This window comes from Puniceicoccus vermicola, from assembly GCF_014230055.1.
In the GTDB taxonomy this organism is placed as follows: domain Bacteria; phylum Verrucomicrobiota; class Verrucomicrobiia; order Opitutales; family Puniceicoccaceae; genus Puniceicoccus; species Puniceicoccus vermicola.
Genome location: NZ_JACHVA010000118.1, coordinates 53,362 through 76,782 on the forward strand (window position 1 = coordinate 53,362; position 23,421 = coordinate 76,782).

Consider the following 23,421-nt stretch of genomic DNA (forward strand, 5'->3'; position numbering starts at 1 on the left):
GGCTCGCCTTGATCGGCCTCGCCCTTCTTTTGGGAGTTATCCTTCTGATCAACTTGCTGTAGCCCGGTGAGAGACCCTCTTCGCCTCTTTCCTGAACCTACATATCCGAACCGGAAATCGATTCGTCCATTTCCTTGGCCTCGTAAGAATTCAACTGGCCAGCGGCTTCAAAGTCATTGACCTGTTGCTCCTCATTCTTGCTCAGACCGGAGATACTCGAATCATAATCATCCGATTCCATATTATCCTGAAACTGCACGCAACCGACGAGACCGAACAGGAACGCCAAACCAAGAGCCGAAACTATCTTCATGATGAAGGAGAATGACGATCCCGCGAATTAGGACAACTCGTATTTTGACCCTACTCCCGTCCACTGAGACGAACTGCCCCAGTAGCGCGAGCTCCCATGTCTCGACCTCCACACACCCAAAATCCACCGATCTCCTATCCCAGAGAAGATGCCGCTCTTTCTGCCGCACAATGAAGCTTGCCCGATCCTCCGGTCCGCCGGATGATTTCAAAATCATGCTCGAAACTGCTGCAAAACACTACTCAGCGGGAATTTGGATTGTGAGCTACGTTTTCCAACTGTTAGCCGCCATCATTCTCCTGCAAACCCTCTACTTCAAATTCACCGGAGCCCCAGAGAGTGTTTACATTTTCACAAAACTGGATGCGGAACCCTGGGGACGCTATCTTTCGGGGACCATGGAACTCTTTGCGGGAATCATGATCCTGATTCCCAGAACCGTGATCTATGGAGCAATCCTCTCACTCGGAGTAATCTCCGGAGCCCTGGTCGCACACCTAACCGTCCTCGGCATCGTCCTGACCATCGACGGTCAATCGGACCACGGCTCACTTTTCGCCCTCGCCGTCACCGTTTTTGTTTCTTCACTCGTGGTCATCTTCCTCCATCGAAAGGAAATTCCGATCCTCGGGAAGAAGTTTCGCTAAAGATTCAAGGACGGCAAAAATGCCGAATCAAAGATTTCCAAACTGATCCAAGAACTGACTAATTTCCTCACTCTCGGACGGATCGAAATACATTGCCGTGGAAAAAGCTCTCTGGGCGTCTAAGATATTTCCCATCCGGTAGTAGGCGCAGCCTAATCCCCTGTGAGCCTTTGCATAATCGGGACGATAGTTGATCGAAGCCTGGTAGTCTGCTACTGCTTTCTCATATTCTCCAATATAGTAGTAACAATCCGCACGTTTTCGCGTCGTTACCCTCAACCCATTTTTAAGATCAATTGCCCGCGAATAAGCATCAATGGCTTCTCGGTAATTTCCAAATCCGTAGTGGTTTATCCTTCCGATGAGAGTGGAAATATCTTCATTGTCCGGATTCAATTCGAAAGCTCGCTCAGCCAATTCAAGCGCCTTTCGGTCTCGATTCGTTTTGTATAGGTATAGACTGTACCGGTAGAGATTCTGAGATCTCGGATCTTGTTCTGCGGCCATCTTCGCCCACTCTAACGCCTCAGATTGCATTCCCTGCAGCCAATACAATTCTGCCTGAAGTCTCATAGCTAAGGCCGAATCCGGGTATTCCTTCCGGTATTCTTCGATGATTTGTTGGCAACGCTTTCCTTTTTCGGAGTTTGGATCTTCTACCTCTTCCTCAAAATCAGCTTCATACCAAGCGCTTTCAATTTGGCCAAATCGAGGGTCGAGACCTGCATACTCTTGGATAAAACTGAAAACCTCCCAAGAAGAACCAAGCCATCTGGGATAAAGTGCATAGGCCTTCTTTGCATAGGGTGAAAAATACAAGGGATCAATCGATACAGCTCGATCGAACCAGAGATCCACTCCTTCTCTGTCGGATAAGCCCATCGAAACTGTGATCATCTCCGAACAGGCAACATAATCCGTCGGATCAATCTTGTAGGCCATCAACAAGCGATCCTTTGCTTTTTGCAAATAGGTTTCAAACCCATCCCATCCATCATCGGTAACTTGGCTAGCCCAACTGCCACCGCGAAAACGCCACGCCTCTTTTGTTGCCCACTCCCCGTAGAGAGTATAGGGAATTGAGGTCTTTGGGTTTGCCGCAATCCAATGCTCTAAAAGTGCTCCCATTTCTCTACGACTGGCCAAGGTAAACACAAATAAATCATAGGCTGAAAAACCATCTCGCGTATTCAGCCTCTCCTCTTTGTAGGGAGAAATGATGGCTTGAACCTCTTCGTATTCTTTCTCTCGCATTAATGAGAGAATCCCATCAGTCATCTCCTGAATCTCAAAAACCGTGATAGGATTCGGTTCGGCAGAACTACCTTCTGCACAGGCAACGAGTAGAGATACAATCGAGGCAACCGCCGCAAATGAGAGGAGTAGGTAACGATTCATTCGATAGCTTTCTATTATTAGAGCAAAGCTAGGACAAGAGAATTTAATTTCGAACTCCGATTGATCCATTTGAATTTGCGATAGATATCTTGCTGGAGTTTTCCTCTTGCTGCTTCCCTTATCCTCCTGTGAAACCATTCATCTGCTTACGACTTAAATGGTTAAGATTAAAGAGAGCCCGGGACTCCGCTCCTCCGTCATTTGCGCTCGGCGTGTGATTCAGCCGAAGGATATCTGCGTTCTCGCCGGAACTTATCTGATCCGCTACGGCATACGCACCCTTCTGCCGGCACTTGCACTAACCTTAACGATGATCGTTGGGAACAAGGCCCTCGGAGGCGGCAAGAGTGCGTTGCCCTTCACCCCGATGCTTGTAGCCTTTCTGCTGGTCGCGATCGGATTTGCTCTCAAATTCTTCCCCATCTTCTTTTCCAAGAAAAGGCTAACCACCGCCGAAGCCCGGGGATTCGACCAGCTGGAGCTCTACCGCAAAGAACGGCTCCCGGTCTTACTCGATTCTCTGGAAGAGCGCGTCTTTCGGCACGAATCCGCCTTAATTCACGATCCCGAAGCCCGGGATATCGAGGAAAGGGCCATTCAGGAACGTCAGAACGAGATCACCTCACACCTCGACGATTTGTCCCCCGAAACCCTTCATTGGCTCGGGGCCACCCAAGGATCGGACCTCGTCGACGGACTCGTCAGGCAACACCCATTGAGCAACGGAGTCGAGGCCTCCCGATCCGGTTTCCTCATTACTGCCCACTCCGGACTCGCGGCCCCGCTTTCGGAAACCGCTACCCGTGCGGTGACCGGTTACGACTTCTCCCTTCTGCTCGACTATCTCGACGGAGCTCCCTTCCACACCTCGGACACGAAGATCGACGAACAGTTTCAAGGTCATCCGGTCCTCAGGGAGGCGCTGAAGGATGTAAAAAGCGGGAAGCGGTCTCTCCCCCGTTACCTGCGTCCCTCCCGATTCACCCGCCACTCAGACATCCTGTTTCACATCACCAATCTTTTCGATGCCATGGAAGAGAAACTCTGGCGGGCGGGAATTTGTCGGGAGGTCATGGTTCAATCCGGACGCTCGTTTTTAGAGGTCGATGCCGCATTTCCCGACGCCCTGATTACCGCTTCCAGCTTTCTGCGCCCCGGAGACGCGGACAACGACTATCACCGCCAATTCCCTGAACTTCCGGAATCTCTCCGCAGCCAGGGCCAACAAGTTCTCCAACGGGTCCTCGGAAAGGATCAGGACGATGCCCTCGCCATGATCGACCGGATGAAGATGCATCCTCTCATCCGCGCATTCGCATTACGGCTGTCCTACGACCCCGAATACGTTGCCGAAATCATCCGCCCGGGGTTCATCGACGACATCGAATCCATCCTCGATGGACAGGAGGCTCCGGCAAGATTCGTCCGGTACCGCGATGAAGTTAAGGCAGATATGACGGAGTTGGAGTCATTCGCAGCCCCAGCACAGCGGTCACGAGAAGAGATCCGAACCCTTCGAACCGCCTGGCACCTCAACCTCAACCAATTCCGTGAGCGGCGGGAGCAAGCCATCGATGAAATTCTCGGCACTCAAAAGGCCATCTCCCAGAAACTCTATTACGTGCGCCTCCATCACGCTCTCACCCTCCTGGACCGGGAAGAGTACCGCCACATTGTCCAGGCGATTGCTTTCAATGGAGATGTCCCCACGCCCCCCCTCAAAGTCACGTCACCCGAACCGATCAAACCCACGACCATTAAGTCATGAAAACCTATACCCTCCTCTCCTTCCTCGCAATAACCGTAATTCTCTCCGGCTGCAGTACGATCCAATCCCCATCCCTTACGGGCGAATGGGAGCAGAAGAAGGACGGAAAGACCCAAGCTGATTTGGTATTTGGTCCTGGAGATACCTTTCATGCCAACCTCGCTGCCGCCGACGGCGTCGAAGTGAAGGGAATCACCCATATCGAAGGATCCGAAATCATCTTCATCAACGAGAGCGGAACGGACGCCACATCCTCCAACCCTGCCCCCGGCACCTACATGTACTCCATCAAAGGAGATACCCTCGTCTTTGGCAAAATCGAAGACCCCCTCGTTCGCCGAACCAAGTTCCTCTCCCAGCCTTGGACGCGCGTCGATCCAGAGCAAAAGTAATTCCGAAAGGTTTCGGCGTCGAAACCGGGTAAAGTCTCTAACGGGAGCCTTTGGACTCCCCGCTAAATCTCACGACTAAAGTCATGCGAGAACGGAAATGGTGCCCAACTGACAAAATTGGTTAGTGCTACCGGGTTCTGCGATCACCCAGTTCAGTCGATCCTCTAATACCGAATTTAGTAAGGTTTGACTGTTATGGTGCAGCGCAGAATCGAAGCAGCGCAAGGCGCAGGGATCGGGTTCGTATCGAGATACGCTCCAATCCCTGCAACGCCGCGACCTTCGATTCTGGTCGCATCCCCTTGGGACGGGCGGGAAATGAGTCTGAGCGAGGCGGCCCAATTGGAGGCGGGTCTGCGACCCGTGCCATTTGGGCTAACGCTGCTCAGGCTCATTTCCCATCCCGCCATAACTGTCAAAACTTCCTAAATTCGGTATAAGTCCTTTTTATCTTCGTTTCCATCAATTCTCCATAAAACCTCCACATTCGCCTGCTAGGATGGAACGATGAAAAGATCCTTCGCGGCGAATCGGAAACTGATTGCTCTCCTCTGCTTGGTGAGCGCCTTGGCTTTGAGTCGGGGATCATTCCCCTTATTGACCGATTTTTTCATCTTCCCCGTAGGATACCTCGCCTCTTGGACAGTCGGAACGGTCCCCGAGCTCGTCTCCGGGGGCGTCCAGTTCACTAGCACCGGGACCCAATTTCTGGTGAGCCAGGCCTGTAGCGGAATCGTATTCTTCGGACTATTGGTCGCCATGGCGGCTCTGGTTGCGCCCACCCCGAGAAGATTGATCCAGATTCTACCCTATATTTACCTCTATGCCGTCGCCAGCAACGTCGCGCGGATCGTGTTCTGGACCTTGATTCTTCCACCCCTCGAAGCTTTCTTCAATCCCCGTTACCTGACACCAGGACACGAACTTGCGGGGGCGATCGTCTACCTCCCTGCGGCGATTCTCGCCCAATTCCTTCTGAGTCGGCACTTTGAGCGAAAACGCCCTGAAAAACCGGAAGCGACCGAAGTTCTCTCAGATTCAACCTCTCTACCCGACTCCCTATCATGAGCTCCTCCAAAAACCTCCCAAACTTCTTGGAACGTCCCTGGCTCGCAGGGGTCTGGTGGACAATAGCGCAGATCGTACAACTTCTTCTAAACCTGCGGGACTATGGACTCATCGCCGACGAGCTGGCTGGGAAGGAGCAGACGTATTGGGTCATCGTCTTGACGATAAATGGAGTCTCCATTCTGACTGGGATCGCGATTTGGGCCCTCGCACGCCATCCGCGCACAGAACTCGCATCCAGTCTTCTCTGCATTCTCCTTCCAACGGCCTACATTCTCTATGGATCGATTGGGGCCGAAGGAGCCATTCCGGACAACGTTGACACTTGGATTCTCCATCCCGGCAATCTGGTCTTCAATCTTTGGGCCTGCCAGGTTCTCGCCAGTCTCCTGGGCTTTGCCAAAATTTGTTGCCGCATCACCCAGTCAGGAGGATTCTCGACCCTTCTATCTGGCACTCTTTTGGTCGTCGCTCCAGTTAGCGTCCTTTGGCTTCTTGTTCAAATTCTCTCCGACCTTTTCGAGAGTACAGACATCCTTTTCACCCTCTTTGTCTCTGTGGTGGCGGTAATTACGGTGGTCCTCGCCTTCGGCGTTTTCCTCGTCGCCTTCTCCCTGATGCGCGCAGTTTTCAACGAACAAAACCGGCCAAAGTCCATCGCTCTGACCCTGTTGATCTCGCTGGTGATGCCGATTGCAGGACTGGTCCTCAACCGCACAATTCCCTTTCCTCAGGACTACCAAAATCCAACCGTATATTGGCTTACGCTAATCAATGCGATGATCCTCGCCATCCCTGTATTGAATAGACCATGGCAAAAAAAGATCCAGCTCTGGGCCACGGCCGCTGTTCTTCCCTTTTCCCTCTACTTCTTCTGCGCCTTTCTACCATTCTATCCCCTTTCGGCCTTGGCGATGATCGTAGTCGGATCCGGATTCCTCATCCTGACTCCTGTCCTGCTTTCCATTCTCCACCTCGGGAAGATCGTTTCCCTTTCACGCGTCCTCCCCACCCGCCGAAATGTTGCCACTCTCATCATCCTGGGCGTTGCGGTACTTCCTTCGATCTTCTTGTTGGGGATGCTGCGGGACCGGGCCGCGATTCTGGAAGCGCTAGACTACTCGCTCTCTCCTGATCCAGCCTCACTAGAGACCCCGCCCAGTCCGAAGCAGGTCGAGAGGGTAATCCGGGCGGTGAAACGACAAAGCCGCGGTATCCAATATCCTATTCTATCGCCTCTCTACCGAGCGATCGTCCTCCAGGGAATGACGCTCCCCGACTCCTCTTTGACTCAACTCGAGACCACCTTCGGACTGGCAGAAACCGAGGATCACGATTTTCGGGCCGGATTCTGGGGGATGCGCGAAAGAGGGCCAAACTTACAGAGAAGGATGCGCCCTGCATCCGTTCTCGCAGAGATGGCAGATGCTGAACTTTCCTCATCTTCCCCAAGCCATGCAACTCTCTCCATGGAGGTTATCAATCAGTCCAGAGATTCACGCACTGGCTTTCGTCAGGACTTTAAGATTCCTCCCGGAGTGTGGGTAGCCGGAGCCGAGCTACTGATCGGCGACTCGTGGAAACCTGCGGACATCCGCGAAAGGCGCAGTGCGGAATGGATCTACCGAACGATAGCCTCCGAACGCATTCGCGACCCTCTTCTCGTCACTCTCGATCGCCCAGGGCAAGTAGAAATCGAAGTATTCCCCGTTGACCGAGGATCCCCACGCCAACTGCGCATCAATTTGCGCAGCGCCGCAAATCTTCCAATAACCCTCGGAATGAAAGATACCCTTTTGGAGACTCATATGGAGCAGGACTCGATCCTCCAACTAGGTTCCAATCTCCTCATCCCCGCCAACCTATACCTCCCTCAACACACCCTGCGTCCGGTGTACAACCTGTTCCTGGACCGATCCACCGCCGCTGCCGACATCGGGGCATTTCAAAATGAACTGATCACCACATTAAAAAGGATCCCGATTGACGCATCCCTGCGGTGGTGGATCATCCGCGACGGAATCCACCAGCTGCCCGACTTACCTCAGAAAAACACGCCTGCATTGCTCGCAGAAACCGATCTTAGCGAACTCATTCGACCGCAATCTGGAGGCCGCAGCAAAGGCCACGTGCAATTGGCAATTATCCACCAATGGCGCCAAGCTCTTCAGAACGGTAAAGTCCCCGAAAGCTATCCGGTCATCGTTCCCATTGGCTGGCCGAGCTACTATACCGAGTTCACGCGAATTACCCAGTTCGTGGATCCTTACCTCGGCGCGACGCCGCAATGGATTCTCGACCAGAAAGAAGAAATTCCCGCCGCCGACAAAAAAGTTTCGATCTTCCGACGTAAGGATCAAACGGGCGTTGTTCCTGCCGAGCTAAAGAACGACACCGCCCGGTGGGCTTTCTTGTTCGAGACCAGTGGAACTCCAGAAATACTCAACACGGATCGCCAATTCGAAGAGATTTCCACCAGTCTCCTCCAAATAACACGAGTTCCCGATCCTGCCTTGCGAGCCTACCTCACCGAGGCCTATTCCCGATACAACCCGGCCCTCCACGAGGACGTTCGAGAAAACCTGATTAGCCTCTCCAAGAAATTCTCGGTCCTCCTTCCCGAGACCGCCCTCATTGCCTTGGAAAACTCCGCCCAGGAAGAATTTCTGAAACGGTTGGAGAAGATCGGCCAAGATGGACACTCCGGTCTATCCTTCTCCGAAACTCCCGAACCGACCACCTTACCTGTAATCGGCTTCACCATCTGGATGCTGGTGCGAAGACACCGAAAAGAATGAACGGAGGATGCTCCTCGACTGCAAGGGTCTCGTGAAAAACGCTCCCGATTGACTTTCCCGGTATGAGCTCGTCGAAAGCAGTCATTCGACCGAAATGGCCCAATGCATTCAAACAGCGATAGGTTTAGCGGAGCGGACAAGGTCTCCGAATGTCGCGCCGGGACATCTCCTCTGCAAGAATCGCACGACTAAAGTCATGCGAGAGCGGAAGAGCTCTCCTGAAAAGCAACTGCCTAATTGCCGCAGTTGCTGCTACCTGCCAGACGATCCTAGACGAGATCCATCAGTGCTTGTGCATCAAAAGAAAAGGATCCCTCATAGTCCTGATTCCCTGTGAAGAAGGATTGCGATCTCAAGGGATCCTTGCCTCACTGAATGTAGAGCAACCCGCAAATGCCCCTACACCCTGCCCCATGAAAACAATTCTGTCCCTTCTGCTCCTGCTATCATTTCCCTTTTCGCTACTACGGTCCGAAGACCAATCACAGGAGTCCCATAGTTCCACTGTGACGAGCGAGCGAAGGTCTGCGACCCTTTCCGACGAACAGGTTCAGACATTATTGGAGAATACAGTCCTCACTAAGGTTGAATTTTCTGGTGTCCCGATAGAGACCGCCCTGCGATCACTTCAGAAGATGATCAACCAGGAACTGGCGAGCGGATTATCTATCCCAATCATCTGCTCGAGCGCTGGCCCCAATAAAAAGGTAAATTTCTCGGTGCGAAATCTAGCTGTGATTCGCCTTCTCGATATTATCTCACAACAAACAGGTTACTCTTGGGAAATTATTCAAGGAGTAATCGAGTTCCAGCCGACAGCTCAGACAGGAGGATTATCCAATCAATCTCCTTCATCTGAAAACATGACTCTCGGAGCATCGATGGACGATCCTTTCGCCGCTCCAGCTGGCTCTCGGACATACTATCGATTTCATAATGCGACTCAGCCACCTCCGCCACCACCCACCGCAGCGTCAATCCCTGGAGGCTATCGTCAGGACTTTAATACCGAGAGCTACGATCAAATTGTGGAGAACTCGTTTCGCTCACCGCGTGTGGCCCCTTTGTCCACTTTTTCCATTGATGTCGACACCGCGAGCTACTCGAACCTCCGGCGCATGATTCTTCAGGATCAGACGCCTCCCGCAGACGCAATTCGGATTGAGGAGTTGATCAACTATTTTCCCTACGACTATCCAGAACCTCAGGCGATCACCGATATCCCGGAAAAGATCACTCCCGATAATTTGCCTGAATTCCTGGAGCACCCAGTAGCCATCGAAACCGAGGTCGGTCCAGCACCGTGGAATCTGGAGAATCGTCTTCTGCGCATCGCCCTGAAAGGGTTTGAGATTGATTGGGACCAACGTCCGCCAGCCAACCTTGTCTTTCTCCTCGATGTCTCGGGATCCATGAGCGCTCAGAACAAACTACCTTTGGTGAAAGAGTCGCTACAGCTTCTCGTCAATCGACTCAACGAGAATGACCGCGTAGCCGTCGTCGTCTACGCCGGAGCCAGCGGACTCATTCTTCCTTCGACCACCGCCAACAACACCAAGACGATTCTTCACGCACTCGACAACCTTCAAGCTGGAGGCTCCACGAACGCGGGCGCTGGAATCGACCTAGCCTATCAGATTGCACAGGAAAACTTCATCGAAGATGGGGTCAACCGGGTGATCCTTTGCACCGACGGAGATTTCAATATCGGGACCACCGACAAAGGCAGTCTCGTCGAGAAAGCCGAAGGCTATGCCGATGAAGACATCTATCTCACGATTCTGGGTTTTGGCATGGGCAACTACAAAGACGATATGCTCGAAGCCCTGACCAATGCAGCCGACGGAAACTACGCCTATATTGATGGTCCTCAGGAAGCGAGGCGTCTGTTTCTCCAAGCCGCCAGCGGCAGCATGATCACAATCGCGAAAGACGTGAAGATTCAAGTCGAGTTCAACCCCGCGGTCGTCAAAGCGTATCGCCTCATCGGCTACGAAAATCGTCTCCTTAATGCCGAAGACTTTAATGACGACACAAAAGATGCTGGTGAACTTGGTACAGGGCAGACGGTCACGGCTCTCTACGAGATCGCCCTTCCGAGCGCCGACATCAAATTGCCCGAAGTCGATGACCTCAAGTATCAGACGTCTACAGCAACCGAAGATACGATGGGCTCCGAAAACTGGACCGGACAAGAAGTCGCCACGGTAAAACTCCGCTATAAATGGCCCAAGGAGGACAATAGTAATCGAATGGAAATTCCGGCAATCCTTCCACCCGAGATCGATTTCTCGTCCATGGGAGAAGATTATCGTCTCACCGCAGCTCTCGCCACTTGGGGGATGCTGCTTCGGGGCTCCGAATTCACCGATGTCGACGACTGGTCCATCGTCGAAGAGGTCGCGGACGATCAGCTATCTTCTCCAAAGACAACCTCTCTTCGCTCAGAATGGAGCGGACTGGTCGAGAAAAGTAAGCACCTCTCTCAACAAGAAGACTCGAAAGCCTCACCGTCCGAATAGGGCCATTTTCCTCCGAAGTCACCGAGCCTCGTCCCGAAATTCCTTCTCCCGCCTCAGCGATTGCTCTCCAGTTCTCTTCACGATTGATTTCCAGGTATGTTTGAGTCCGTCTTGGTTCTGATCGCACTAGGGATCCTCATCACTCTGGTCGTTCCCTGGATCAACCTCGCGAGGATCAATGCGCTGAAGGAGGAAAACCGTCGGCTGCACCAGATCCTAAAACGCTTGGACCGGGAAGTTCAGAACATTCCGCCTCCAACTGCAGACCCGGCATCGACTCAAAAGGTTCATTCAATTTCTGAAACGGTATCCTCGAAAACAACGGAAACACCGAAGAATAAACCCTACCGCTATACGAGTTCCCCTTCTTCCTCGACCGAGACAAGAGCCGAACCTCTTTCCACATCTCGAGAACCTCAAACGGTAAGGAAAGAATCCCCTTCCCATTCAACAGCGGAAACCGCCCCATCTGACGAAAATGAAAATACCGATTGGTTTGGCCGGCTGTCCGTTTGGGTTGGGGGAATCGCTCTCCTGATGGCTGGCTTTTTCATGATTCGGTATTCGATCGAATCGGGATGGATGACTCCTGCGGTTCGGCTTTGGTTGACCACCGGATTTGGCGTCGTCTTCTGCGCGAGTGGGCTCTGGGTCGATCGCCGGGTCTCGATTCGATCCAACCGCAGGATCGGACAAGCTCTCGGGGGAGCGGGAGTCGCATGTCTCTATTTCGCGTCGTATGCATCGGTGCACCTCTACGGGTTTCTTTCCAACACGTCCGGATTTGTCGCCATGATTGCGATTACGGTTCTCGCAGTATGCCTTTCACTGAGGCTGGGCGTTGCCATAGCCCTGATGGGGCTCGTCGGAGGGTTCCTCACTCCTTTTCTCATGGCTGGGGACTCTTCTTCCACCATTCTCCTTCTTTCCTACGTATTCATAGTATTCCTCGGGGCACAGGCTCTCGCTTTTCTTCGAAAATCAGCGATCCTTCTCGTCACCTCGTTCGCAGGAGCCTTCGGTTGGACTCTCGTTCTTCTGCTCTCTCCCTTTTCAAGTCCCTCCGAATTTGGAAACGAACTCCTTCTTTTCCTCTTCGGAATCGGGCTGACCAATGCAGCGTGGTCGGCTCTCGCTCACCGCAATCCTTCAGACTTTTTTCATTCCCCATTCTCCAGAACCGCTCGATGGATCGTATGGGCGGGCATATTGCCACAAGGGCTCTGGATTCTTTGGAGCGTTGATTTCAGCACAACCTCTATTCTTCTCTACTCCGTCATCGCTCTTGGCGCGTTGACCTTGGGTTGGATTCGAGAATCGGAATTCGGATGGATTGCCTTATTTGCTTACGGCTTTCTCCTCCTCGCCGGGCTCGTTGACCGAAATCCCGAGTTCTGGCCGTACTTCAGCTGGCCCGTTGGAATGTCCATCATCTTCGGAATCGCGGCGTTCCTTCGTTCCCGAAAATCCGATCTGCCCACCCTCTGGCTAGCTCTTTCGCTTCTCGCCAACAGTCTCTGTGTCCTCGTTTGCTACTTAAACCGAGAAATCCTTCACGAGTCCCCCGCTCCAACCCCTTTGATTTGGCTCATCGCCTTTCTCCTGTCGGCGGGGATCGCGCTCACCCAGGCCGAAATCCTTCGCACCCGCAGAGCTTCCGGAAGCGACGAGATTGGGGCCTTTAGCGTCATCGCCTTCTTTCTCGCCGCTATTGGCGTCTGGATCTATGTCGGCGATTCGTATCGCTCCTTCTGGTTGGCTGGACTCGTTCTCAGCGCAAATCTTCTCTGGTCTTGGCGAAATCGGGGACTCTTCGAAATCGCCGCAAGTGGTCTAATCATCGCGTGGGTCGTCTCAATGAGTGATCCGCTCTCGTCCACCTTCCAAGTCTTCTGGGAAGGCGCCCCTTTCGTCTCTTCGAGCCGGTCGGTCGTCGTTCCTTGGATCAACATCCTCAGTTTGATCTTTGGATTTGTAGTCTTTTGGACAAGTCTTCGCCAGGCACAGTCTTCCCAGCATCCGGAATGGAAACGTACTCTCCAATGGTTTCTCGGAATCATGGGTGCTCTCGTCATTACCGCCCTCTGCAGTCGGATCGAATCGGATGCAAAGTCCTCCGTAGAAGCTGTCCAATGGGATGGCGGAATGCTCACCTCGGTTTTTGCCGCAATGAGCATTCTCTTCCTGACTCTTAGAAATCGGTGGCATCCCGGCTGGATTCTCGGTGGTATCGGGCTTGGAATCATTGGCCTTCGAGTCGCCCTCATTCACTTGTTTGCCCCGGGAGCTTCGGGAGAGTCCTTTTTCTGGAACGCGCTGTTCTGGCAATTCGGAGTCCCAACGGTAGCCTTCCTCTTCGGTTCATGGTTATCCCTTCGCGATGGACGCTCACGCCGGCTCGAAGACTTCTGTCTTGTGGCAACCATGGTTACTGGGTGGGCCTGGGCCACCTTTCTGATTCAGGATTATTACGGTTCCCGGAGTCTCTTTTCCTCCGTTCAAACCGACTCCGAAATGTACGCCTATTCTGCGGCTTGGCTATTCCTGGCCGTTCTCTATCAGAGCTTTGGGCTCTGGAAAAACCTACGCACCCTGCATATCGGCTCTCTCACTCTTCTTGTCGTCACAGTGGCAAAAGTATTTCTCGTCGACACAGCGGCCCTGACCGGACTCTTTCGGGTGCTGTCCTTCTTTGGCCTTGGACTGGCTCTCTTGGGAATTGGATTTTTCTACAACAAAGTCGTTTTTGCTCGAAGCCGTAAACCGACATCTCCCCTGCCAGAATCGCACGACTAAAGTCATGCGAGAACCGAAGAATCGTTCCCGATTGACTTGAGTCATTCGGCCGACGCGAGCCTACAGACTCGAGCCCAACGAGAATGTCACCTCGCCGCGGAGTAGCTTCCCAACTTTTCGCCCAATTTCTTACGCAGCAATCGCACGACTAAAGTCAGGCGAGAACCGAAGACGGGAGGCGACTTCCACCGATCGCCGCTTTGTGGCAAGCCATACAGGGTGGATTTCATTAATAGTAACCAATACTCTATCCCAGATTTCCTGCGGTAGCTGAGGGCAGCCGCCCCTACGACTCTTTGGATGAATCGTGTGACTTTCCCCTTTCGCCCGTTGGAAATCCGCGCCATCCTCTTCCGATGTCCTGGGTTCTCCTCAGTATTTTTTCCGCCGTGCTTCTCGGGGTCTACGATCTCGCGAAGAAGAATGCGCTGCGCGACAATGCGGTGCTGCCGGTTCTCTTTTTTGGGATTGTTACCAGTGGGCTGATTTGGTTTCCGTTCATCGTCTGGTCGGCGCTGTCTCCCGAGAGCTATCCCTCGCCCACCTTTCTCGTCGATAAGCTCTCAGTTTCCGGACACCTTCTTTTATTCCTAAAGTCGGCACTGGTTGCCTCGTCTTGGGTTTTCGGATACTTCGCCCTGAAGCACCTTCCCCTTTCCATTGCTGGACCCATTCGCGCCACCAGTCCGCTCTGGACGATTCTGTTAGCGGTATTTTTGATGGGAGAAAGCCCCAGTGGCTGGCAGTGGGTGGGGATCACCATCGTCTTGGTGGCCTTCTACGCTTTTTCCTTCGTCGGGAAACTCGAGAATATTCATTTTCACCGAGACAAGTGGGTCGCGTTCATGCTCGCTGCAACCCTTCTGGGCGCCTGCAGTGCCATTTACGACAAATACCTTCTCCAGAATGCGGAGATTCGCCCAGCGACTGTACAGGCTTGGTTCTCGGTCTATCTCGTCGTGGTCATGTTTCCCTTTTTCCTCCTCTGGCGCAAAGGGGCCTGGCAAACGGGGACCTTCTACTGGCGATGGTCCATACCCCTTATCGGGATCTTCCTCCTCGCTGCAGACTTCTTTTACTTCACCGCCATCAGCCAGGAAGGGGCCTTGATCTCAGTGATATCCCCGATCCGGCGCGGGGCAGTGGTCATTACCTTCCTCGGAGGAATCCTTATTCTCAAGGAGGTCAATTTCCGACTGAAGGCGATTTGCATTCTCTTCCTCCTCGCCGGGATCACCCTCATTAAGTTGAAAACGGGCTAGCCCCTGAAGTTGGGGTGCGGCTCAAGAACTGAAGAAACCCGAACGACTCGCGGGCTCAAGCACGAATGACACTAGTTTAAGGACTAACGCTAACCGCGGGATCTCCTCACCCCCCGACATAGTCCGAGGGCCCCCTCCCCTGCGAGAATATCCTTATACACATGCCCATGGCTCTGGACGGGCGCGCAAACGCAAGAGCATGGGAGCGCGGAATTTATTCCGCCCCGCATGCCCCTCAGGCCTTTCGCCTTAGATTCTGAGTGAAACTTTTCGTGCGCAGCCAATCTGACGGGGCGGAATGAATTCCGCGCTCCATTTGACATATATTCCTCCAGGATAACTCGAAGATTTTACAGGAAAATGTTCGTCAAGGGATTTGTGCGCAAGGATATGCGATGAGTAGGAGGCGAATTATAGGTGTTGAGCGACCTTGAAAACACTGCGCTTCCGAAGGCCGGAAAACGATGTGATCGTCTCGCTCCAGAATTCCCCGCTCGAGTAGTTACCCCCCCATAAACCTGCGGCCCTCGACAACGGCCTTGACGGCTGCACCGAAAAACGAACCAATCGGGACCCGAGAATGAACAACTCGGTAAATAGAATGAGAAAAAATGCCCTCGGCATTCGCTCCGAGACTCTCTACAAATCCAACTATGAGTGAAAACGGTCACACAGATGCCAGCGTACTTGGAGGAGGCGCTCAGATGAGTAACGGCGGCTCGAAGAAGCCCGGCTTTCAGTGGGGGAAATTTTTCAAAGGCCTTTATCGTTTCCTTCGCCTCTGTCCATGGACCTTTCTTCTCATCGCTTCGGCGGTGCTGGTCGAATATCTCCCGGATCGCATGCAGGGCATGACCCTCAACTACACGATGATCGTGGCGGCCTTGGTCGTTTTCGTCGTGGAGATTCTGAAAGGGGCGGACATCCGCCTCGGGAGGTTTGTCCTTGATCTCTTCATCGCCATCGTCGGCGTGATCGCCGCGACTGCCTTGATTACCTACAGCATCACGAAAACGGGAGAATCTCCGATGTTCTATCAATGGATTGTGGCGGCCGTAATCGTTCTCGATGCGATGATCAGCACGACGATCGCTTTCTCGACGGCCCTTCGCAACATGGCCGTTGCTCACGATATGTGAGGGATCTTCCGGTTGCCCCGTTTCGCGTTCCCCGTTTTCGGTTCTCCTTTGTGTGAGGCCCGCGAGGTCTCCGATACCTCGCCCCACATTTCCTTTGCGAGGAAAAATGCTGGAGTCTCCGGGATCGATCACCTTGAATTATCAGAATGAGTTCGCCCTATTCTCGCCCGCTTCTCGGGGTTAACATTGATCACTGCGCCACTCTCCGCCAAGCCCGCTATCGGGACATGGAGAAAACCTGCGGTGGATTTATCGAGCCGGACCCGATCCAATTGGCCATCCATGCGGAAAAAGCAGGAGCCGATGGCATCACCGTGCACCTCCGGGAGGACCGTCGGCATATCCAGGATCGCGACGTCTACCGCCTGCGCGAGAGCATCGCCACCCGGCTGAATCTCGAAATGGCCTGCACGAAGGAGATGGTTCAGATCGCCCTCGATCTTCGTCCGACCAGCGTTTGCCTCGTTCCGGAGAATCGCCAGGAAGTCACCACCGAGGGCGGGCTCGACCTCGAATCCAAGCGGGATGAGGTCCAGGAAATCGTCGAAACTCTGGGCGAAGCCGGGATCGACGTCAGTCTCTTCATCGACCCGCATCCGAAGCAAATCGAATTGGCCGCCGAACTCCGTGCCCCCTACATTGAGCTCCACACGGGGGCCTATGCTCACGCCTACGGCACGCCGCGCCAAAGGGAGGAATGGGAGCGTCTGGTATCGGCCGCGCAGCGGGCGAACCGCTCGGAGATCACGGTCAACGCGGGGCACGGCATTAACTACGTCAACATCGGCAACATCTGCCAACTTCCGCATCTGCACGAACTGAACATTGGCCACAGCATCCTCTCCCGGGCTCTTTTCTACGGGATTGAAGAAGCTGTCCGGGAAATGAAAATCCGCATGAGCGCCATCCATCTCTCGGCATGACCGTTCCCCAAATTCCAGAAGGCACATCGGTCCTCGGGGTCGGCATTGATCTCATTGAGGTCTCGCGCGTCATGAAGGCTCTCGAACGGCAGCAAGAGCGTTTCCGCAACCGGGTTTTCACCGACGGGGAACTGGAATACTGCGACGCCATCAAGTTCAACGGCCCCCACTTCGCAGCCCGGTTCGCAGCCAAAGAAGCAGTCTCCAAAGCCTTTGGCACCGGCATCGGGGAACACTTGGGCTGGAAATCGGTCGAAGTCGTCAAGGATGAGCTCGGGAAACCGCTCATCCGTCTCGACGAAAAAGGCCAAATGCTTTTGCGCCAAAAACAGGCAACCGATGTGCTTATCAGTCTTGCCCACACGCGAGATCACGCCACGGCGGTCGCAATTCTCATTCGATAAAATTTTTTGATCTTTTGAATTCCACTGTGAAAATCGACGCTCATCCGGTTCTTTCCTGTTCTGCCTCCACGGAATACGAGAAAGCCTTTTTCTCGAGCGGACAGGAAACCGAAGATATCCTAATGTATCGCGCCGGCCGCGCCATAGCGGCCGCAGTCGAGGATGACTTCGAAGAGATCAGCGGTTTTCCCGCCCAAGGGAAAGCCGTCATTCTCGCGGGGAAAGGACACAACGCCGGGGACGCCCTAATCTGCGCCAACACCCTCCTCGACCGTCATCCTGACCTTGAGGTCATGGTTCTGTTGGCCTTTCCCGTCGATAGCCTCCGCAAGAATGTCCGGGCTCCCTATGAGCTGCTGCGCGTCCGTAGCGAAATCCACTGCATTGAGGAAGGGGATGAGATCACCCCTCTACTGAAAAAGTTTTCCCGCGGCCGCTGCATTGACCTCTGCATCGACGGCATCTTCGGAATGCAGTGCCGTCCTCCTCTGCGGGGTTCCCCGCTCGCCATCATTCAAGCCGTCAACGAGTTTGAACACATTCGACTGCGGGCGGCGGTAGACCTCCCCTCTGGAATTGGCGATGAGTCTGATCCAAATGCTTTCGAAGCTGACTTCACCTACTCGACCGGAATCGCCAAGGTTCCGGTGGTGGAGGACAGGTCCATTGCGAAAGTAGGTCGTCTCCGCTACCTCGATCTCGGTTTTTTTCAACCGCGTCCGGACTTGAAGCCGGAGATGTGCATCCTCCGGCAGAATATCCTTTGGCAGTTAGCGTCCTTCCGCGAACCGGCAACCTATAAGCGCACCTACGGTCACCTACTCGTCTTAGCGGGGTCCGACTCCATGCCCGGTGCCTGCCTCATGGCCACCATGGCCGCGGCCAACTCCGGATGCGGGCTCCTCACCGTCGGAACCCTGGAATCCGTTGCCCGCGCTGGCATTCCCCTCCAGCCGGAAGCCATGTGGAAGGCAATTCCCTCGATTGAAGGAACTTTGCACGACGGAATCCTCGAAGAGGTGGAATCCCGATTCGATGATTTTTCCTGCATCCTGATTGGTCCCGGCCTCGGTCGCACCCAAGGCGTTCAGGATCTGGTCAAGAAAGTCATTGAGACGGTCGACAAGCCAATCGTGGTCGATGCGGACGCTCTCGTGCCGGATCTCCAAGAGCACCTCCAGGCCCGCCCCAAAGAGTTTTCACCCGTGGTCCTCACTCCCCACCCGGGCGAGTGGAAGCGGATCGGAGGAGAAACCTTCGAAGATAGTGGCGCGAGTTCGCTCACCCAATTCTGCCAACGTAACCGCTGCATCGTCATCCTGAAGGGACCCCGCACCCGGATCGCCAATGCCTTCAACGTCTACCTCTCTCCTTTTGGAGGGCCGGTTTTGGCCCGAGGAGGTACGGGCGACCTACTTGCCGGTATGGTGAGCTCGCTTCTCTCCCAGGACCCGAAGAATCCGACCTCAGCCGCCACTCTGGCCACCGTCTGGCACGGGCGAGCGGCAGACTGCCTGGCCCGCGCCCGGGGAAATTGGGCCGTTCGCACGACCCTCCTTCTCGATTTCCTCCCGGAAGCGCTCGGCTTCAAGCATTGAACCCACGCCGAAAGCGGGAAGGCGAAACTCCCCGATGCCGGCGAAACTGCCGACTAAAGAAATAGACGTCCCGATATCCGAGCCGCTCGGCGATGTGCTCGATGCTTTCATTCCCTCCCAGCAGGAGCATCTCGGCCGTACGCAATCTCTCCTGCACCATGAATTGATTCGGAGGCAGACCGACGAGATCCCGAAACCTTCGCGAGAATCGCGAGACGGAGAGGCCGCAGCTGCGCGCCATTTCCTCAACCGAATAGGTCGAGGCCGGATTCCGCCGGATGCGTTCCACCACCTCGCCGACCTCGCGATCGCCTTCATTGAAACGGGATCGGTCCGGCTCATTGTCGAGGAGGCCAAAAATCAATCTCAGGCGGGTCCCCAACCGCGGGTCATCGGGGATGCCCCCAAAGGAGAAATCCCGGGACAAATCCCGCAAAGCCGGCATCAGCCAGAGACAATCGCGAAAAGAGCGTCCACTCAGGCGCCTGGATAACATCTCAAGCTCGGGCTCGGAGAGGGAGTCGGGAATAAAGTGAGTGGCAAAATTTCCAACCTTCCCCTGCTCTGGATCTCCTCTTGCGACCACTTGGTCTGTCCGATTGAAGAGGAAAACCACGCCGGAATGAAGACGGTATTCCACCCCGTTCACCCGGACGGCACCTCCTCCTTGAGTCGCCACCCAAAAATTGAAATGCGGCCGTGATCCCGAGTTCCAGTTCCAGTCTTCTTCATTCACGTAAAACCGGCAATTTAGCATTGTCCAAATCCGTTCACTCCCTTGCATGGCAGCTTCGAAGAGGATCACGGTCGGCCGGATGATGCAAATTTTTACGACCTCACTTGCCATAAACTTAACAAGCTGGCGACTTCTATTCTGCGTAGAATGCCTCAAAAACGACCTTCCTACTGCAAAATGCACTCATCTCTTCAGAATTACCGTGCACCCGTCACTCCGTTGAAAAGTGCAAATTTTCCCAAAAACATCCATTGGCAGATCCCACCTTCTTTCGGTATCCTTCCCCCATGGCAAAAAACGAAGATATTCGGATTGGCATCATCGGAGTCGGCAATATGGGCGGAGTCCATGCCAAGAGCATTCAGGACGGGAAGGTTCCCGGCCTGAAGCTAACGGCGATTGCGGACCGTGAAGAAAAGAACCGGGACCGAGTTTCGGACGTGAAGAAATTTGTGGAAGGGTCCGAGTTGATCCAGAGCGACGAGATCGATGCCGTCCTCATTTCCACCCCGCACTACAGCCACACCACCCTGGGGATCGAAGCCCTTCAAAAGGGTCTGCACGTCCTCGTCGAAAAACCGATCTCCGTCCACAAAGAGGACTGCGAAAAGCTCATCGCCGCCTACGACGGCAACCCCAAGCAAATCTTTGCCGCGATGTTCAATCAGCGGACGGACTTCCGCTACCAGAAGGCTCGTGAATTGATCCAATCGGGTGAGCTCGGTGAGATTCGCCGTCTCAACTGGATCATCACGGACTGGTTCCGCACCGAGCATTACTACAAATCCGGCGGCTGGCGTGCGACCTGGGGTGGAGAAGGCGGCGGCGTCCTGCTCAACCAGTGCCCGCACCAGCTCGACCTCTGGCAATGGCTCTTTGGGATGCCGAGCCGGGTAACCGCTCGCTGCCAGATCGGCCGATTCCACGACATCGAAGTGGAAGACTCCGTAACCGCCCTGCTCGAATACGATTCCGGTGTCCAAGGAGTCTTCATCACCACCACTGGGGAAGCCCCCGGAGTCAACCGCTTGGAAATCGTGGGTGACCGAGGCCGCTTGGAAATCTCTGGTGGCGACACCCTCAAATATCATCGCAACGAAGTTCCCGCGCAGAAGCACCTCGGCGAGTCGAAGACCGGATTCGAGAAACCATCCACATGGGATGTCTCGATCCCGACCGAAGGGGGCGGAGAGCAACACGTTGGCATTCTGAAGAACTTTGTCGGCGCCATCACCGGAAAGGAAAAGCTCATCGCTCCTGCGATCGAAGGCATCCACTCCGTCGAGCTCGCCAACGCCATGCTCCTCTCTGGCTTCACCGACAAGCCGGTTCAAGTGCCGATCGACAGCGCCGCCTATGCCGCTGAACTGAAGAGCCGCATTGAGAACTCTACCTTCGTCAAGAAGACAGTCGAAGCTGGCGAAGCCAGCGACTTCTCCAAAAGCTTCTAAGCGAACCCCGGAAGGAACGAAATTATTATGAGTAAAGACGGAATGAACTACGCCCCGGAAGCGGCGACCGAAAAGGTCGTCGAAAAGGGAGAATTTGTCTTCGCCGCCAGCCACTTCGACCACGGCCACATCTACGGTCAATTGAGCAACCTGGCCAAAGCCGGGGGCACCCTGAAGTGGGTCTACTCCGAAGACCCGGCCAAGCTGGATCCGATCAAAGATCATCTGGATGCCGGGACCAAGGTCGCCACGCGCTTCGAAGACATCCTGGAAGACCCGGAGGTGCAATTGGTCACCTCGGCCGCCATCCCCAACCGCCGGGCCGAAGTCGGATTTCAGGTGATGGATGCGGGTAAGGACTACTTCACCGACAAGTCGCCCTTCACCACCCTCGAGCAGCTCGCCCAAGCCCGGGCAAAGATCGCAGAGACGGGCCGCAAGTACATGGTCTCCTATTCGGAGCGCCTCATGAACGAATCGGCATGGCATGCCGGTGAATTGATCAAGAACGGCGCCATCGGTCGCGTGCTCCAGATCCTCAATCTTGCCCCTCACAACCTCGCCGCCAGCAGCCGTCCGGCCTGGTTCTTCGACAAGGAAGCCTATGGTGGAATCATCACCGACATCGGTTCCCACCAGTTTGAGCAGTTCCTCGAATACTCCGGAGCGACCGACGGACAGGTTCTCTCCGCCCGCGTGGAAAATTTTGCCAATGCCGAAACTCCCGGCCTCGAAGATTTTGGTGAAGCCAGCCTCCAGCTCAGCACCGGCGCTTCCGCCTACTGCCGAATGGATTGGTTCAACCCGGCCAAGTCCCGCACCTGGGGCGACGGGCGCACTTTCATTCTCGGCGAAAAAGGCTACATGGAGCTTCGCAAATATATCAATGTTTGCGAGGAAAACGGCGGCAACAAGATCTTCCTCGTCAACAATGACACCGAAGAGATGATCGAGTGCGCAGGCCGCGTCGGGTTCCCCTTCTTCGGCCGCTTTATCCTCGACTGCCTGAATCGCACCGAGAAAGCCATGACCCAAGATCATGCCCTCAAAGCCGCAGAGCTCTCGATGCTCGCCCAGCAGGAAGCTGACCGCAAAAGCTGATTCTTCCGATACCCAATCAAACGGCAAACAACGAACTTATGAAAACCTCACAAATCGCCATTCAATTCTACACCCTGCGGGATTTCACCAATTCCGTTGAGGACTTTGCGGAAACCTGCCGCAAAGTCGCCGCCATCGGCTACCAAGCCGTTCAGATCAGCGGCGTCGATTATTCGGTCGTTCCGACGGAGAAAATCAAAGAGATCTGCGCGGAAAATGGCCTGACCATCTGCGCCACTCACGAGCCCAGCGATCTCGTCCTCGATAATCCTGAGCAAGTGGTGAAAAATCTCTCCGCACTCGGCACAAAGGCCACGGCGTATCCATTCCCGAAAGACATTGATTTCGGAAGCGAAGAATCCGTCGCTGGCTTGATCCAAAAGCTCAACGCCTCTGGCAAAGTGCTGGCCGATGCCGGTATGGTTTTGACCTACCACAACCACCACCATGAGTTCCGTAAACTCGACGGGCGGATCATCCTCGAACGCATTTATGCCGAAACCGATCCCGAACACCTTCAAGGCGAGATCGATACCTACTGGGTGCAGTTTGGCGGTGGAGATCCAGCGGGCTGGTGCCGCTGCTTGAAGAACCGCCTTCCACTCCTCCACCTCAAGGACTACCGCATCAACGACGAGACCCAAGTCGAGTTCTCCGAAATCGGCCAAGGAAACCTGAATATTCCCGGCATCATCAGCGCCGCCGAAGAATCCGGTTGCGAATGGTTCATCGTCGAGCAGGACAGCTGCCCCGGCGACCCCTTCGAATCGATTAAAATCAGTTTCGATTATCTGAAGACTCTCGCAATCGACTGAGATCAGAATATCCTCTGATTTTCCCCATTTCCGGTCCGCTTACCGTGGCTGGGTCACTGAACCCACAGCCACGGTAAGGCGGACCTTTTTTATGCAAGAACGGTTACTGTAGGGGCGCAGCTTCAGCTGCCCCCATTGCGTATTTCTCGGACGGATCCGCTCTGGGAAGACCTTCCGCGACTACAGGACCGCGCAGCTAAAGCTGAGCGGCTACTCGTAGGGGAGCAGCTTCAGCTGCCCCCATTGCGTATTTCTCGGACGGATCGTTCTGGAAAGACCTTCCGTGACCA

General features: G+C 54.4%; 19 protein-coding genes. 15 read left to right on the top strand and 4 right to left on the bottom strand.

The window, feature by feature from the left end; genetic code table 11:
- Positions 1-97: 97 nt before the first annotated feature.
- Entirely contained in the window at positions 98-313 is a 216-nt protein-coding gene (locus tag H5P30_RS15170; RefSeq protein WP_185693764.1) for a hypothetical protein, read from the bottom strand.
- A 170-nt stretch (positions 314-483) separates the two neighbouring features.
- Between H5P30_RS15170 and H5P30_RS15175 the strand changes: the two genes are divergently transcribed.
- Positions 484-960 carry a hypothetical protein gene (locus H5P30_RS15175; RefSeq protein WP_221774383.1) on the top strand — a complete coding sequence of 159 codons (477 nt, stop codon included), beginning with the start codon at positions 484-486 and terminating at the stop codon, positions 958-960.
- 27 nt (positions 961-987) lie between these two features.
- Here H5P30_RS15175 and H5P30_RS15180 read toward each other — a convergent pair whose 3' ends face one another.
- Positions 988-2,427 carry a tetratricopeptide repeat protein gene (locus tag H5P30_RS15180; RefSeq protein ID WP_185693765.1) on the bottom strand — a complete coding sequence of 480 codons (1,440 nt, stop codon included), beginning with the start codon at positions 2,425-2,427 and terminating at the stop codon, positions 988-990.
- A gap of 88 nt (positions 2,428-2,515) precedes the next feature.
- On the opposite strand from H5P30_RS15180, the gene H5P30_RS15185 reads away from it, so the two are divergent.
- Positions 2,516-4,126 carry a hypothetical protein gene (locus H5P30_RS15185; protein ID WP_185693766.1) on the top strand — a complete coding sequence of 537 codons (1,611 nt, stop codon included), beginning with the start codon at positions 2,516-2,518 and terminating at the stop codon, positions 4,124-4,126.
- Positions 4,123-4,518 carry a hypothetical protein gene (locus tag H5P30_RS15190; protein ID WP_185693767.1) on the top strand — a complete coding sequence of 132 codons (396 nt, stop codon included), beginning with the start codon at positions 4,123-4,125 and terminating at the stop codon, positions 4,516-4,518. The genes H5P30_RS15185 and H5P30_RS15190 overlap by 4 nt, the downstream gene beginning before the upstream one ends.
- 176 nt (positions 4,519-4,694) lie before the next feature.
- On the opposite strand, the gene H5P30_RS15195 is transcribed toward H5P30_RS15190, so the two are convergent.
- Entirely contained in the window at positions 4,695-4,928 is a 234-nt protein-coding gene (locus tag H5P30_RS15195; RefSeq protein ID WP_185693768.1) for a hypothetical protein, read from the bottom strand.
- 97 nt (positions 4,929-5,025) lie between these two features.
- Between H5P30_RS15195 and H5P30_RS15200 the strand changes: the two genes are divergently transcribed.
- The 9 genes from H5P30_RS15200 to H5P30_RS15240 all read left to right on the top strand — a co-directional run bounded on the left by H5P30_RS15200 (position 5,026) and on the right by H5P30_RS15240 (position 19,028).
- A complete protein-coding gene (locus H5P30_RS15200; RefSeq protein ID WP_185693769.1) occupies positions 5,026-5,586 on the top strand; it encodes an exosortase/archaeosortase family protein in 561 nt (186 codons plus the stop codon).
- Positions 5,583-8,384, top strand: a complete 2,802-nt coding sequence (locus tag H5P30_RS15205; protein WP_185693770.1) for an MSEP-CTERM sorting domain-containing protein — start codon at positions 5,583-5,585, stop codon at positions 8,382-8,384. The genes H5P30_RS15200 and H5P30_RS15205 overlap by 4 nt, the downstream gene beginning before the upstream one ends.
- 863 nt (positions 8,385-9,247) lie before the next feature.
- Entirely contained in the window at positions 9,248-10,906 is a 1,659-nt protein-coding gene (locus H5P30_RS15210; RefSeq protein ID WP_185693771.1) for a vWA domain-containing protein, read from the top strand.
- 96 nt (positions 10,907-11,002) lie between these two features.
- Complete coding sequence (locus H5P30_RS15215) at positions 11,003-13,702, top strand: DUF2339 domain-containing protein (protein ID WP_185693772.1); 2,700 nt, start codon at positions 11,003-11,005, stop codon at positions 13,700-13,702.
- Positions 13,703-14,058: 356 nt separating this feature from the next.
- On the top strand, positions 14,059-14,964 hold the full coding sequence (locus H5P30_RS15220) for a DMT family transporter (RefSeq protein WP_185693773.1): 906 nt from the start codon (positions 14,059-14,061) through the stop codon (positions 14,962-14,964).
- A gap of 653 nt (positions 14,965-15,617) precedes the next feature.
- Entirely contained in the window at positions 15,618-16,103 is a 486-nt protein-coding gene (locus H5P30_RS15225; RefSeq protein WP_185693774.1) for a hypothetical protein, read from the top strand.
- A gap of 146 nt (positions 16,104-16,249) precedes the next feature.
- The gene (locus H5P30_RS15230) at positions 16,250-17,026 is read left to right on the top strand and encodes a pyridoxine 5'-phosphate synthase (RefSeq protein ID WP_185693775.1); all 777 of its coding nucleotides are present in this window, start codon (positions 16,250-16,252) and stop codon (positions 17,024-17,026) included.
- Complete coding sequence (gene acpS, locus H5P30_RS15235; RefSeq protein WP_185693776.1) at positions 17,023-17,430, top strand: holo-ACP synthase; 408 nt, start codon at positions 17,023-17,025, stop codon at positions 17,428-17,430. The genes H5P30_RS15230 and acpS overlap by 4 nt, the downstream gene beginning before the upstream one ends.
- A 26-nt stretch (positions 17,431-17,456) precedes the next feature.
- The gene (locus tag H5P30_RS15240; RefSeq protein WP_185693777.1) at positions 17,457-19,028 is read left to right on the top strand and encodes an NAD(P)H-hydrate dehydratase; all 1,572 of its coding nucleotides are present in this window, start codon (positions 17,457-17,459) and stop codon (positions 19,026-19,028) included.
- Here H5P30_RS15240 and H5P30_RS15245 read toward each other — a convergent pair.
- The gene (locus H5P30_RS15245; protein ID WP_185693778.1) at positions 19,018-19,875 is read right to left on the bottom strand and encodes an AraC family transcriptional regulator; all 858 of its coding nucleotides are present in this window, start codon (positions 19,873-19,875) and stop codon (positions 19,018-19,020) included. The two genes, H5P30_RS15240 and H5P30_RS15245, sit on opposite strands and share 11 nt — an antisense overlap.
- Positions 19,876-20,051: 176 nt before the next feature.
- Here H5P30_RS15245 and H5P30_RS15250 point away from each other — a divergent pair, with 176 nt between their 5' ends.
- Genes H5P30_RS15250 through H5P30_RS15260 form a run of 3 tightly spaced genes read left to right on the top strand, consistent with a single transcriptional unit; the run spans position 20,052 to position 23,131 of the window.
- Complete coding sequence (locus H5P30_RS15250) at positions 20,052-21,215, top strand: Gfo/Idh/MocA family protein (RefSeq protein ID WP_185693779.1); 1,164 nt, start codon at positions 20,052-20,054, stop codon at positions 21,213-21,215.
- A gap of 27 nt (positions 21,216-21,242) precedes the next feature.
- Positions 21,243-22,316, top strand: coding sequence for a Gfo/Idh/MocA family protein (locus H5P30_RS15255; RefSeq protein ID WP_185693780.1), 1,074 nt, complete (start codon positions 21,243-21,245; stop codon positions 22,314-22,316).
- 38 nt (positions 22,317-22,354) lie between these two features.
- On the top strand, positions 22,355-23,131 hold the full coding sequence (locus tag H5P30_RS15260; RefSeq protein WP_185693781.1) for a sugar phosphate isomerase/epimerase family protein: 777 nt from the start codon (positions 22,355-22,357) through the stop codon (positions 23,129-23,131).
- Positions 23,132-23,421 lie beyond the last annotated feature (290 nt).